The sequence below is a fragment of the Amycolatopsis pretoriensis genome, assembly GCF_900107925.1.
GTDB classification, from domain to species: Bacteria; Actinomycetota; Actinomycetes; order Mycobacteriales; family Pseudonocardiaceae; genus Amycolatopsis; species Amycolatopsis pretoriensis.
Genome location: NZ_FNUJ01000013.1, coordinates 70,862 through 84,140, shown reverse-complemented (window position 1 = coordinate 84,140; position 13,279 = coordinate 70,862). Strand labels below are relative to the sequence as shown.

The window sequence follows — 13,279 nt, the reverse complement described above, 5'->3', positions numbered from 1 at the left end:
GGAAGACCCGCCGTAGTCGATCATCGTTGGATGCTAACGAAAACCCGGTATGTCCGGCTTCGAACTTCCGTCGGTTGACCGCGGGCGAACGGGCGTCAAGCCTGGGTCGGCTGGAGACTTTCCTGGGAAAGGACCGTCCGATGTCCCTGGGTGTTTCGTCCGCCAGGCGAAGAATCGTCGCCGCCTGCATCGCGCTGCTCCTGCCGCTCGCCGTCGTGCTGGCCCCGGCCGCGCACGCCGCCGGGGGCTCGCCGCTGCCCGTGGATCCATTGCACGGCAAGCACAAGATCGCCGGCGAGCCGCGGCACGACGTGCCCAACCCGCTGCTCAAGGAACGGTTCGCCGAGGAGGAAGAGGAGGACGGCGACGATCCCGCGCTGTCCGCACTCTGCCAGACCTACATCGGCAAACCGAACCCCTACCGGCCGCTCGCGCCGAACAACGACGTCATCGACGGCGACACGATCGTGCCCACCGGCAGTCAGACCGGCTGCAGCACCGCCCAGAACGAGACGACCATCGCGGTCAACCCGGAGAACCCGCGCAACATCGTCGCCGGCTCGAACGACTACCGGCTCTACAACACGCGCGAGGCCCGCAACGACTCCGGCGGCTTCGCCTACACCTCGTTCGACGGCGGCCGCACGTGGGCGAACGTCCAGCTGCCGCACCTGGACTTCCCGACCGGCGCGCCCGCCCCACTGTCCTATATGGACGCCGCGGGTGACCCGGCGGTCGCGTTCGGGCCGCACGGCACCGTCTACTACGCCACGCTCCTGTTCAGCCGCGCGGCGGTGCCGGAAGACCAGCAGCTCGCCAGCGGCATCGCGGTGTCGGTGTCGCACGACGGCGGCCGCAGCTTCGGCGATCCGGCGATCCTGCACCTCGACGGCGTCACGCCGGCCGGCACGCCGACCCCGACGAACATCTTCAACGACAAGGAGTGGATCGCCGCCGACCCCGTGTCCGGCGACGTCTACGTGACCTGGACGCAATTCACCTACGACGCGTCCGGTGCGTTCGTCGAATCGCCGATCGTCGTGTCGAAGTCCGTGAACTTCGGGCGGACGTGGTCGCCGATGCGCCGGATCTCGCCGTCGCTGACCGGGTTCCACGGCGGCATCACGCCGTACGGCAGCGGCTCGAACCCGGTGGTCACCCGCGACGGAACCCTCCAGGTGGCGTACGAGACGTCGGTGTGCGCGACGGCGGCGTGCGACCGGCCCGCCGACCACGACGCGGTGGTCGTGGCGACGTCCCGCGACGGCGGCCGGACGTTCCGGCACGCCGAGGTGGCGCTCGACTTCGACTTCCCGGTCGACGAAGACGTCGCCAACAACGCGCTGACCGGCGAGAACTTCCGCGTCAACAGCTTCCCGCAGCTGACGTACGACCGCGTGACCGACCGGCTCTGGGTGACGTGGGCCGACGACCGCGACGGCACCTACCGCGACGGCGAGTCGGTCAAGACGAACGGTGATGCGTTCCTGAGCGGCTCCGACGGCCGGCACGGCTGGTCGAAGCCGGTGAAGATCGGCACGGGCGCGGACGAGGTGTTCCCGGCGGTGGCGGCCCTGGCCGGCCGGGTCGCGGTGACGTTCTACACGCGCGCGTACGACCCGCACGGCATCGGTCTCGACTACGCGTACGCGACCGGCTGGGGCGACGGCGCCGGCTCGGCGCCGATCCGCCGGATCACGACGCAGACGGCGAACCCGCAGGTCCAGTTCGTGGGGACGGGCGCGGAGACGGGCAAGGAACTGCAGGGGGTGTTCATCGGCGACTACACGGCGGCGGCGGTGGGCGCGGACTTCCGGCTGCACCCGTGCTGGACCGACTTCCGCGGCAACCCGGGCCGGACGCTGCCGAACCAGGACGTCGGCACGCAGACGCTGGCGATGTTCCCGTAGGCGGAGGTGGCCGTGCCGGGCGACCGGCACGGCTCACTTCTCGTCGGCGAAACGGACCAAGGCGACGGGTCAGATGGCCTCCGCGTGTGTGGCGACCGTGACCCTGATCGCCAAATGAAGCTTCGAAGACCGAGCCTCCGGTTCACGGGCAGCGATCCCGATTGCGCCGAAGGGGTGCTCCGGTGAGCGTCCATGTGGTCACTGATCAGAGTGGTGGGGAAGTTACTTCGCGTCGGCGTAGGTGTCGACCACCGCGACCTGCATCGGGAACCGCACCGGGCACGCCGGGCCGAACAGCATCCTCGCCGCCTCCGTCACCGCGTCCGTGATGGCGGACGACACCTCCTCGGCCGAAGCCTCCGGCGTGTGCACGATGACCTCGTCGTGCTGGAAGAACACCAGGTGCGCGGGCGACGGCAACCGGCGGCGCAAGGTCGCGAGCATCACCGCCGTCATGTCCGCCGCGCTCGCCTGGACGACGAAGTTGCGCGTGAACCGGCCCCAGCCCCGCGACGCCCGGCGGGCCTTCAGCTCACCCGCCTCGTCCGAGGCCAGCCCGCCGGTCAACGCCCGCCACGCCGCCGACGGGGCCGGGGACGTCCGGCCGAGGCGGGAGCGGACCCGTTCGCCGCGCTCGCCCGCCTGGGCGGCACGCTCCACATAGGACACCGCGTCCGGGAAGCGCTGGCGCAGCAACCCCAGCAGCGGTCCCGCTTCGCCGGACGTGCCGCCGTACATCGCCGACAGCATCGCGATCTTCGCGCGCGCCCGGTCGTCGCGGTCGTCGTCCGCCGCCGGCACCCAGCGGGCGCCCGAGAACAGCGCCTCGCCCAGCCGCGCGTACAAGTCCGTCGCCGCCGCGACGTCGGCCAGCCGCCGGTCGCCCGACAGCGCCGTCAGCACCCGGGGCTCCAGCTGGGCCGCGTCGGCCACCACCAGCTTCCAGCCCGGGTCCGCGCGCACGCACGTGCGCAACACCTTCGGGATCTGCAGCGCCCCGCCGCCGCGGCTGGCCCAGCGGCCGGACACCACGCCGCCGACGACGTAGTGCGGGCGGAACCGGCCGTCGTGCACCCACTCCTCGAGCCACGCCCAGCCGTTCGCCGCGTACAGCCGGGACAGCTCCTTGTACTCCAGCAGCGGCGCGACCGCGGGGTGATCGATCCCCTTCAGCAGGTACTTCCGCGCCGCGGGGACCTCGATGCCGGCCCGGGCCAGCGCCCGGACCACGCTCGGCGGCGAGTCCGGGTTGACCGGCCGCCCGCCGAACGCCTCGCTGATCTTCGCCGCCAGCTCGACCAGCACCTTGGGCCGCTCACCGGCCCGTACCCGCGGGCCCAGCCGCGAGGTCAGCAGCTCCTCGTGCAGGTCGGCGCGCCACGGCAGGCCGTCGGCCGACATCTCCGCCGCGGCCAGCGCGCTCGCCGACTCCGCGGCGAGCAGCAGCCGCAGCCGGTCCGGGTGCCCGGCCGCCGCCACCCGCCGCTCCTGCTCCGCGAGCACGCGCCGGACCGCCGTGACGACCGTCACGCCGTCGGGCAGCGTCGGCACCCGGGTCTCGAACAATGTCGGCTGCGCCAGCTCCACGGCCGTCGCGTCGAGTGGCGGTTCTTCGCCGTTCGCCCTGGCCCAGGCCGCGCGCAGGCTCCGTGACTGCCCGTCGGCGCCCTCGTACGCCAGCAGCAGCCCCTCGGCCAGCGCGAGGTCGTAGCAGCGCTCGACCCGCAGCCCGGCCGCCACGAGCACCGGGTAGACGCCCTCCACCGACGGGAACACCCAGCGCGGCCGCGCCGACTCCTCGAGCTCCCGCGCCACCGCCGCGAAACCGGCCTCGTCCAGGTCGTTCACCGTCGAAGACGACGATTGCACCGTGAAGCTCCCGTCCTCCTCCCGCCCGGCGATCACCTGCACGAAGACATCATGACGGCCACCACCGACAAAGACCGGCCCGTGCGCTCGCGGCGCGGTTGGTTTACTCTCCAGTAGCCCCCATACCGCCGGTACGCCCGCCGTCGGCGTGGGCACTCTTCCCGCAGCAATGGAGGTGCTTGGATGAGCCTGGTCGAGCTCGCCACGCAGGTGGCGGACAAGGTGGCCGAGACGGCCCGCAGCGTCGACGTGATGCGGCGGGCGGGACTCGTCCCCTTCCCCCGGCTCGACGAGGGGGTCCGCTCACTGGTCGCGCTCCGCAAGTTCGGCCCGTTCGCCGGCGCGAACCACATCTCCGCGCGCCGCGACCCGACCGCCGTCGGCATCGTCGACGAGCTCGGCCCGCTGACCTACAAGCAGCTCGACGACCAGTCGAACGCGCTGGCCCGGGCCTGGTCCGAGCGCGGGATCCGGCCGGGCCAGGTCGTCGCCGCGCTCTGCCGCGACCACCGCGGCCTGGTGCTCACGATGGCCGCGTCGGGCAAGCTCGGCGTCCGGTTGCTGCTTATGAACACCGGCTTCGCGAAGCCCCAGCTGACCGACGTCGCCAACCGGGAAGGCGTCACGGCGCTGGTGTACGACCAGGAGTTCAGCGGCCTGCTCGACGCCATCCCGGCCGGTGTCGACCGCTACCTGGCCTGGGTCGATCCCGACAGCGACCTCACCGCCCGGGACACCCCGGTGCTGTCGGAGATCATCGCCAGCACCGACGACCGGCCGTGGCCCGCGCCCGCCAAGCCCGGCGGTTTCGTGCTGCTGACCAGCGGCACCACCGGCACGCCGAAGGGCGCGCCGCGGCCGCACACCTCGGCGCTCGCGTCGGCGCAGTTCCTCGACCGGATCCCGCTGCGCTCCAACGAAGCCACCTACATGGGCGCGCCGCTGTTCCACGGCACCGGCCTCTCGCAGTTCATCCTCTCCTTCGCGCTCGGCTCGAAGGTCGTGATGCGCCGCAAGTTCACGCCGGAGGAGGCGCTGCGCGGCGTTGCCGAGCACAAGTGCACCGCGCTCGTGCTGGTGCCGACCATGTTGCAGCGCATCGTCGACCTGCCGAAGGACGTCCGCGAGAAGTACGACACGTCGTCGCTGCGGATCATCTTCGTCGCGGGCTCCGCGCTGTCGCCGGACCTCGGCAACCGCGCGAACGAGGCGTTCGGTCCCGTCGTGCACAACCTCTACGGCTCCACCGAGGTCGCCGTGGCGACGGTCGCGACGCCGGAGGACTGGGCCAAGGCGCCGGGCACGGTCGGCCGCGCGCCGGTCGGCTGCAAGGTGGCGCTCTACGACGAAAAGGGCGGGAAGATCACCGAGCCGCACGTCACCGGCCGGGTGTTCGTGGGCAGCGGCCTCAGCTTCGGCGGCTACACCGACGGCCGCCACAAGGAGATCATCGACGGCCTGCTCTCCAGCGGCGACGTCGGCCACTTCGACGACGACGGCCTCCTCTTCATCGACGGCCGCGACGACGAGATGATCGTCTCCGGCGGCGAGAACGTGTTCCCGATCGAGGTGGAGAACCTCCTGGTCGAGCGCGAGGACGTCCTGGAGGCCGCGGTGATCGGCGTCGAGGACCCGGAGTTCGGTCAGCGGCTCAAGGCGTTCATCGTGCGCACCGAAGACTCGAAGCTCGACCTCGACGGCGTCCGCGAGTACGTCAAGGCGAACCTGGCGCGGTACAAGGTGCCCCGCGACGTCGAGTTCCTGGACGAGCTGCCCCGCAACGCGACCGGGAAGGTGCTGCGCAACAAGCTGTCATGACCCGCGCTGGACGTTGACGATCAGCCAGCGTCCCTCCCGGCACGCGGCGACGACGGTGCAGCCCGCGCCGTCACGGCGCCCGGTCGCCACGCCGACCGACGGCGTCACCCGCAGGTGCGTCCACCGGAACGTGCCCGTGGGCGCCCGGCCGGGCCAGTGGTCGCGGTCGAGGACCAGCCCGTCAGGGCCGTCACCGCGGAAGTCGGCGGCCAGCAAGGACTCAGCGCCGTCGCCGCGGGTCTCCGCGTCGCACCAGCGGGCCAGCAGCTCTTCGAACGTGTTCACGGGTCGAAGGTCGCAGGCGGCGAGGGTGCGGACATCTGCCACCTGGCCGAGATTCGCTGGCAGACTGGCCGGGCGATGAGCGAGACGAACCTGGTGCCCGCGGGCACGGTCACGATCCTGTGCGCCGGCGACGAACCCCCGGCTGTTTTCGCGACGCCCGAAGAGGCGCTCGCGGCTTTGACCGGCGGACCCGCCGCGCTCCACACCGGTGACGTGCTGCTCCGCGAAGACGGCACCCCCACCGGCCCCGCCGTCCGGCGCTGCGCACACCTCCGGGCCCTCGCCGACGGCCGCACGCTCGTCTCCGCGCGGGCCGCCGCCGAACTGCCGGGCCGGGCGCTGCACGACCTGGGCGTCCACCGGCTGCCGGATCTCACCGCGCCCGAGCGGATCTTCCAGCTCGGCGGCCGCCCCGGCCCGCTGCGCTCGCTCGACACGACCCCGAACAACCTCCCCGTGCAGCTGACCGGCTTCGTCGGCCGCGGAACCGAAGCCGCCGACATCGGGCGGCGGCTTGCCGGGGGACAGCTCGTCACGCTGGCCGGGACCGGCGGCAGCGGCAAGACCCGGTTGGCCGCGCAGGTGGCCGCCGCCGGGGCCGGGCGGTGGCCCGACGGGGTGTGGTGGGTCGAACTCGACACCGAGCCCGCCGAGGTCGCCGAGCTGGTCGCCGCGACCCTCGGGGTGCCCGTCGAGCCGCACGTCGGCGCCGTCCGGTCCGTGGTGACCCACCTGCGCGACCGGCGCGTCCTGCTCTGCCTCGACAACTGCGAGCAGGTCCTCGACGGCGTCGCGGACCTCGCCACCGAACTGCTCCGGTCCGGCCCGGAGGTCGCGCTGCTGGCGACGAGCCGCGAACCCCTCGGCCTGCCGGGGGAGACGGTGTGGCGGGTGCCGCCGCTGGCCGTCGAGGAAGCCGTCGCGCTGTTCGTCGAACGGGCGGGCGCGGTCCGGCCCCTGTTCACTTTGGACACTTCGAGCGCCGCCGCCGTCCGGTCGGTGTGCACCCGGCTCGACGGCATCCCCCTAGCAGTCGAGCTCGCCGCCGCGTGGCTCGGAACCCTTACCCCGCACCAGATCGACGCCGGCCTCGACGACCGCTTCGCCCTCCTCACCCGCGGCCCGCGCGGCGTGCCGGCGCGGCAGCGGACCCTGGAAGCGTCGATCGCGTGGAGCCACGACCAGCTCGACGACGAAGACCGCGCGGTGTTCCGCCGCCTCTCGGTCTTCGCCGGCGGGTTCACCCTGGACGCGGCGGGCGGCCCGGCCGCGCTCGGCCGGCTCGTCGACAAGTCCTTGGTCCTGGCCGAAAACGGCCGCTACCGGATGCTGGAGACCATCCGCGAGTACGCGGCGGCCCGGCTGGCCGAGGCGGGCGAGACCGACGCCGTCCGCGACCGCCACCTCGACCACTTCCTCGCGCTCGCCGAAGCCGCCGAACCGGACCTCGACCGCGACAAGGACGCCTGGCGCGCCCGGATGGAACCCGAGCGCGACAACCTGCGCGCGGCCCTGGAATGGGGGCTGGCACAGGAAGATCCGACGCGGGGACGCCGGCTCGCCGCCGCCGTCGCGTGGCTGTGGAACCTGCGAGGGCGCGGCCACGAGGGTCTCGCGTACCTGAAGCGCGCGGTCGCCCGGTGCCCCGGCGAACGGTCGACGCTGCAAGCCAGATTGCTCACCGGGATGGGTCTGGTGGCGGACACGACGGCGCCGTTCGACCTCGAAGCCGCGCGGCTGGGCCTGGAAATCGCCACCGAACTCGGCGAAGCGAGCTTGCGCGCGCGGTGTCTGTCGCTGACCGCCCTCGGCCACCTGTACACGGATTTCGACGCTGCTTGGGACGTCGCCCTCGAAGCCGAGAAGGTCGCCGGAACCGACGGCTTCGCTCGTGACAGCGCGTTGATGCTGCGCGGAATCGTGCTGCACGCGCGAGACCGTCACGCCGAAGCCGGGCCGTTGTTCGCCGAAGCGGCCGAGGGACTGCTTCGCCGCGGTGACCGGGGACTCGCGTCGACCGTCCTCAGTGCCCAGTCCGCGAGTGCGCTCGCTGAGGCGGATCTGCCGCGGGCGCGGGAACTGGCCGAGCACGCGGTCGAGGTCGCCGCTCCGCTCGGGGACTTCCACCGCGTCAACACGACGTTGTGCCGGCTGGCGCTGGTGCACTGCCTGGCCGGCGAGGTCGACGCCGGATTTCGCGTGATGGAGCCGTTCCTGCGGCTGCTCGAGACCGCGGGGGACGTCTTCGTGCCCGGCATGGCCGGGGTGATGGGCGAGCTGCACCGGCGTCGCGGTGAGCTCGTCGAGGCCGAGCGCTGGTTCGCCCGCGAAGCCGTTCCCGGGACGTACATGGCGGCGCAGGGGCTCGCCGAACGCGGGGCCGTGCTGCGGGAGCTGGGCCGGACCGAGGAAGCCGCGGCCGTGCTGGCCACCGCCGTCGAGCTGACCCGGCGGTGGGGCCTGCGGTCGGCGCTGGCCGACGCGCTGGACCAGCAGGGGTACCTGGCCGGGCCGGAGCAGGCCGCCGAGCTGCACCACGAGGCCCTGACGCTGCGCCTGGACCACAGCCTCCGCCTGGGCGTCCTGGACAGCCTGGACGCGCTGACGGCGCTCCTGGCCCGCACGGGCCGCGAAGCCGACGCGGCGCGGGTTTACGTCTCGGCCACCCGGGCGCGCACGGAGCTGGGGTTCCCCCGCCGGCCGGGCGGGGTCGAGCGCACGAGCGAGGACGAGCCGATGAGCCTCGACGACGTGGTGGCGTTCGTCCGCCGGACCCGGGGCGCGCGCGGCCGTCCGTCGAGCGGCTGGGGCAGCTTGACGCCGACCGAGCTGGAGGTCGTGAAGCTCGCGGCCGAGGGGAGCACGAACCCGGAGATCGGCGCGAAGCTGTTCATGAGCCGGGGGACGGTGAAGACGCATTTGGCGCACGTGTACGCGAAGCTGGGCATCGCGAACCGCACGGAGCTGGCGACCGTGGTGGCCGCCCACGGCAACAGCGGCGTTCGCACGAGCAAATAGCTCCGTGTCGTTTCGGCCGATCCGGGCTTAGCTTCGGGCGGTGGCGAACGAACTGACCATTCCGCTCCTGCCCTGTCCTTCCATCGACGAGATCGCGTCGTTCTACGAGATGCTCGGCTTCGAGATCACCTACCGGCAGACGCGGCCGAACCCGCACGTCGCCTTGCGGCGAGAAGACCTCAACCTGCACTTCTTCGGCATGGACGGCTACGACCCGGCGCAGTCGTACAGCACGTGCCTGGTCATCGTGGCGGACACCGGCGCGCTGTTCGAGGCCTTCGCCGCGGGGATGCGTTCCGTGCACGGGAAACTGCTCGTCTCCGGCATCCCGCGGATGACCCGGCCGCGGCTGCGCAACGACCGGTACACCGGGTTCACCGTCGTCGATCCGGGCGGCAACTGGATCCGGATCCACCAGGCCGGCGAAGCACCCGAGGCGCGGACCAAGCTCGCCAAGGCCATGGAGAACGCGGCGAGGCAGGCGGACGCGCGCGGCGACGAACGCCAGGGGCTGAAGATCCTGGAAGGCGCGTTGAAGCGGGCGACCGGCGACGAACCGGAGTTCCAGGCAGCGCGGGAGTACCGCGACGAGCTCGTCGAACGGATCGAGGGGAGCTGAGCCGGGGTCAGTCCCAGTCGATGCCGAAGACGCCGGGGCCGAAGTCCAGCGCCACCGCGTGGACGCCGTCGCCGCCGTCGAGCTTCAGCTGGCGGCGGGTGGCCGTCGTGCCGTTGCGGGCGTACTGCCAGCAGCGGTCCGGGGCCGTGCCTTGGGCGAACCGGACCTCCAGGAGGTACTCCCGCACCGGGCGCCGGAACTCGCGGTAGTACGTGTTGCGGCACTCCGGGTACGGCGGTCCGCCGTTGGTCAGCGTGTACTCGATCAGGTGCGTCTCACCCCGGTCGATCGGCCGGTCGAACACCAGCTCCGCGACGAGCAGACCGTGCGCGGCGTCGGCCTCGGCGCGCCCGACCCGGCAGTTGCGCACCGCGTGCAGGTCCGGCGGGCCCGCCGCCGGGTCGTCCTGGGTGTAGACCAGCAGCCAGCGGTCCTGGCCGTCCGCGCCGGCCTGGAACACCGCCCGCGCGGTGACCGCGCTCTGGCCGCCGTCCGCGGAGATCTCGCACAGGTCGTGCAGCCCCACCAGCTTCAGCGGGTGCTGGCGCTCCAGCGCGTCCGGCGCGCCGACCTTGTCCAGCAGCGGCTGCAGCACCTCGCGGGGGAACGTCAGGGGCTCGCCGCCCGCGTGCCGCTTGCCCGCGCCGCCGCGGGGCCGGGGCGGGGGCAGCAGCCCGAGCAGCGAGCCGGCGGGGACGTCGAGGATTTCTTCCAGCGTGCGCACGGCCGAGAGCGAGCTCTGCCGCTCCGGCTGGCGCTTGCCGGACTGCCAGTAGCTGAGGGCGGTGACGCTGACGACGACGCCGCGGGCGCGCAGCCGCGCCTGGATCCGGTCGAGGGAGAGCCCGCTCGTCGCGATGGCCGCGCGCAGGTGCGTGGCGAACGCGGTGCGCTCACCCTGCTGACCGCCCGCCGTGCTGCCCGCCATGGCCGACCCGCCCCGTAACGTCCCCCGACGATCCCCGACAGGGTGCACGTTAGCAGTGCCCGCTACCCCCCTGGCCGAGCCGGGCGGTGGCCGGGAGCCACACGTCCACTCGGGCGAACGGGCTAGTACTGGCAACTGTGAACCATTGCCCCGGCCTGGGCGGACGCGCTTGTATGACTTGCCCGCGCCGGTGGCTCCGCCTCCCCCTCACGGCCCACCGGGGTGCGGGCCGCAGCCGTGGACGAACGGCTCCGGCTCACCCGGCCGCGTTGTGCGACCGGCCGGGGTGGCCGCGCGATGACCGGTGGCCCGGCGACGCCCCCAGCGCCGGGCCACCGGTCTTATTACTTCCGGGTAGCATCCCGGTCATGACGATCCGGAAGAACATCCTGATCACCGGCGCGAGCAGCGGTTTGGGCGAAGGTATGGCCCGCCAGTTCGCGGCGAGAGGGCGCAACCTTGCGTTGTGCGCGCGCCGCACGGACCGGCTCGAAAAGCTGGCCGCCGAGCTGACCGCCGCGCACCCCGGGATCAAGGTCGTCACGCGCAAGCTCGACGTCACCGACCACGACAGCGTCTTCACGGTTTTCGAGGAGTTCCGCGCCGAGCTGGGGTCCCTCGACCGGGTGATCGTGAACGCCGGGCTCGGCAAGGGGCAGCCGGTCGGCAAGGGCCGGTTCGACGCCAACCGGCAGACCCTCGAGGTCAACTTCGTCGCGGCCGCCGCCCAGATCGAGGCCGCCGCCGGGATCTTCCGCGAGCAGGGCGCCGGGCACCTCGCCGTCGTTTCCTCGTTCAGCGCGATCCGCGGCCTGCCGGGCAACCTGACCGCGTACGCCGCTTCGAAGGCCGGCATCTCGGCGTTCGTCGACGGCACCCGCCTGGAGCTCAAGCGCAAGGGCATCACCGTCACCGACGTCCGGCCCGGCTACATCGAGTCGGAGATGAACGACCGGATCGGCAGGAACCCGCTGCTGGCCAAGGCCGAGAGCGGCGCCCGCGCGCTGGTCAAGGCGATCGAGGCCGAAGGCCGTCGCGCCTACGTCCCGGCGTGGCCGTGGGTGCCGCTGAGCGTCGCCATGCGCGTCGTGCCGGCGTCGATCCTGCGGAGGTTCGCGTGACCACCGTCGAGGTCCGCGAGGAGGACGCCTTCGACGCCGCCGCGGTGCACGCCTGGCTGACCACGCGCGTCGAGGGCCTCGGGGCCGAGCCGCCGTCGGTCCGGCAGTTCCCCGGCGGCGCGTCGAACCTGACGTACCTGCTGACCTACCCGGACCGCGAGCTCATCCTGCGCCGCCCGCCGGCCGGGCACAAAGCGGCGTCGGCGCACGACATGCGGCGCGAGTACCGCGTGCAGCACGCGCTGAAGCCGGTGTTCCCGTACGTCCCGCGGATGCTGGCGTTCGGCGACGACGAGAGCGTGCTCGGCGGCGACTTCTACGTCATGGAGAAGCTGAACGGCCTGATCCTGCGCGGCGACCTCCCCGAGGGCGTGACGCTGACGCCGGAGCAGGCCCGGTCGCTGTCCGGCAAGGTCGTCGACCGGCTGGTCGACCTGCACGCGGTCGACGTCGAGGCGGCCGGGCTGGCCGACCTGGGCAAGGGCGCCGGGTACGTCGAGCGGCAGATCCGCGGCTGGTCGGACCGGTACGTCGCGGCGCGCACGGACAACGTCGGCGACTTCGCCGAGGTCCGCGCGTGGCTGGCGGCGAACCAGCCGGCCGAGGTGAAGATCTGCCTGATCCACAACGACTACCGGCTCGACAACCTCGTGCTGGACGGGCCGTCGACGCTGAACATCACCGGCGTCCTCGACTGGGAGATGGCCACGCTCGGCGACCCGCTGATGGAGCTGGGCAGCATGCTCGCCTACTGGGTCGAAGCCGGCGACGACGACGTCATGAAGGCCAGCCGCCGCCAGCCAACGCACCTGCCGGGGATGTTCACGCGCGAGGAGTTCGTCGCGCGGTACGCGGAGAAGACCGGCCTCGAGGTGGGGGACTGGCGGTTCTACGAGGTGTACGGCCTGTTCCGGCTCGCGGCGGTGCTGCAGCAGCTGTACCGCCGCTACCACGACGGTGGCACCCGCAACCCGGCGTTCAAGGACTTCTGGCAGTTCGTCGGTTACCTCGACTGGCGGTGCCGCGAAATCATCGCGAAGGGGAGTGTCTGAGTGGGCGCGATCTACCTGGTCCGGCACGGACAGGCGTCCTTCGGCGCGTCCGACTACGACGCGCTGTCGCCACGCGGTATCGAACAGTCCACTGTGGTCGGAGCGGAACTGCTGCGGCGCAACGTCTCCTTCACCCAGATCCGGTCGGGAACGCTGGCGCGGCAACGGGACACGGCGGCGACGGCGCTGAAGGTGCTCGGTACCGACGTCCCGGTCGTCGAGGACCCGCGCTGGAACGAGTACGACCACGTCGACATCGCCCGGCACCACGCGGGCGGCGCGCCGCAGGAGGATTCCCGGGCGTACCAAGGAGTTCTGGACGCGGCGCTGACGGCGTGGACGTCGGCGGGCGCGGACGGGCCGTGCGCGGAGACGTGGCCGGCGTTCCTCGCGCGTTGCCGGTCCGCATTGGAGGATCTGGTCGCGTCGCTCGGCAAGGGCGAGCACGCGGTCGTGTTCACCTCCGGCGGCGTGATCGCGACGATCTGCGGGCTGCTGATGGGAACGCCGGAAGCCGGGCTGCTGAAGCTCAACCGCGTCACGGTCAACGGCGGGATCACGAAGCTGGTGTCCGGCCGCGGCGGCGTGACCATGCTGTCGTTCAACGAACACCCGCACTTCGAAGCCGACGCGGCTTCGCTGCTCACCTACCGGTAGGA

Annotated in this window: 10 protein-coding genes; 7 read left to right on the top strand and 3 right to left on the bottom strand. The window is 72.4% G+C overall.

Annotation, left to right across the window (positions count from 1 at the left end):
* The first annotated feature begins 140 nt into the window (after positions 1–140).
* Positions 141–1,910 carry a sialidase family protein gene (locus BLV96_RS42570; protein ID WP_086679284.1) on the top strand — a complete coding sequence of 590 codons (1,770 nt, stop codon included), beginning with the start codon at positions 141–143 and terminating at the stop codon, positions 1,908–1,910.
* A gap of 222 nt (positions 1,911–2,132) precedes the next feature.
* Here BLV96_RS42570 and BLV96_RS42565 read toward each other — a convergent pair whose 3' ends face one another.
* The gene (locus BLV96_RS42565) at positions 2,133–3,821 is read right to left on the bottom strand and encodes a bifunctional 3'-5' exonuclease/DNA polymerase (protein ID WP_086679283.1); all 1,689 of its coding nucleotides are present in this window, start codon (positions 3,819–3,821) and stop codon (positions 2,133–2,135) included.
* 141 nt (positions 3,822–3,962) lie between these two features.
* Between BLV96_RS42565 and BLV96_RS42560 the strand changes: the two genes are divergently transcribed.
* On the top strand, positions 3,963–5,597 hold the full coding sequence (locus BLV96_RS42560; RefSeq protein WP_086679282.1) for an acyl-CoA synthetase: 1,635 nt from the start codon (positions 3,963–3,965) through the stop codon (positions 5,595–5,597).
* Here the strand turns inward: BLV96_RS42560 and BLV96_RS42555 are convergent.
* A complete protein-coding gene (locus tag BLV96_RS42555; protein WP_086679281.1) occupies positions 5,592–5,882 on the bottom strand; it encodes a nuclear transport factor 2 family protein in 291 nt (96 codons plus the stop codon). The two genes, BLV96_RS42560 and BLV96_RS42555, sit on opposite strands and share 6 nt — an antisense overlap.
* 75 nt (positions 5,883–5,957) lie before the next feature.
* On the opposite strand from BLV96_RS42555, the gene BLV96_RS51375 reads away from it, so the two are divergent.
* Positions 5,958–8,900 carry a LuxR C-terminal-related transcriptional regulator gene (locus BLV96_RS51375; RefSeq protein ID WP_091390314.1) on the top strand — a complete coding sequence of 981 codons (2,943 nt, stop codon included), beginning with the start codon at positions 5,958–5,960 and terminating at the stop codon, positions 8,898–8,900.
* A 40-nt stretch (positions 8,901–8,940) separates the two neighbouring features.
* Positions 8,941–9,519: a VOC family protein gene (locus tag BLV96_RS50365; protein ID WP_208608479.1), complete on the top strand. Its 579-nt coding sequence runs from the start codon at positions 8,941–8,943 to the stop codon at positions 9,517–9,519.
* Between the two features lie 7 nt (positions 9,520–9,526).
* Here the strand turns inward: BLV96_RS50365 and BLV96_RS42540 are convergent, their stop codons facing one another.
* On the bottom strand, positions 9,527–10,447 hold the full coding sequence (locus BLV96_RS42540; RefSeq protein ID WP_086676126.1) for a hypothetical protein: 921 nt from the start codon (positions 10,445–10,447) through the stop codon (positions 9,527–9,529).
* Between the two features lie 368 nt (positions 10,448–10,815).
* Between BLV96_RS42540 and BLV96_RS42535 the strand changes: the two genes are divergently transcribed.
* The 3 genes from BLV96_RS42535 to BLV96_RS42525 are packed head-to-tail and all read left to right on the top strand — an operon-like array spanning position 10,816 to position 13,277.
* Positions 10,816–11,568 carry an SDR family oxidoreductase gene (locus BLV96_RS42535; RefSeq protein WP_086676124.1) on the top strand — a complete coding sequence of 251 codons (753 nt, stop codon included), beginning with the start codon at positions 10,816–10,818 and terminating at the stop codon, positions 11,566–11,568.
* Positions 11,565–12,620: a phosphotransferase family protein gene (locus BLV96_RS42530; RefSeq protein WP_086676122.1), complete on the top strand. Its 1,056-nt coding sequence runs from the start codon at positions 11,565–11,567 to the stop codon at positions 12,618–12,620. The genes BLV96_RS42535 and BLV96_RS42530 overlap by 4 nt, the downstream gene beginning before the upstream one ends.
* Positions 12,621–13,277 (top strand): histidine phosphatase family protein, encoded by a 657-nt coding sequence (locus BLV96_RS42525; protein WP_086676120.1) that lies wholly within the window; start codon positions 12,621–12,623, stop codon positions 13,275–13,277.
* The last annotated feature ends 2 nt before the right edge of the window (positions 13,278–13,279 follow it).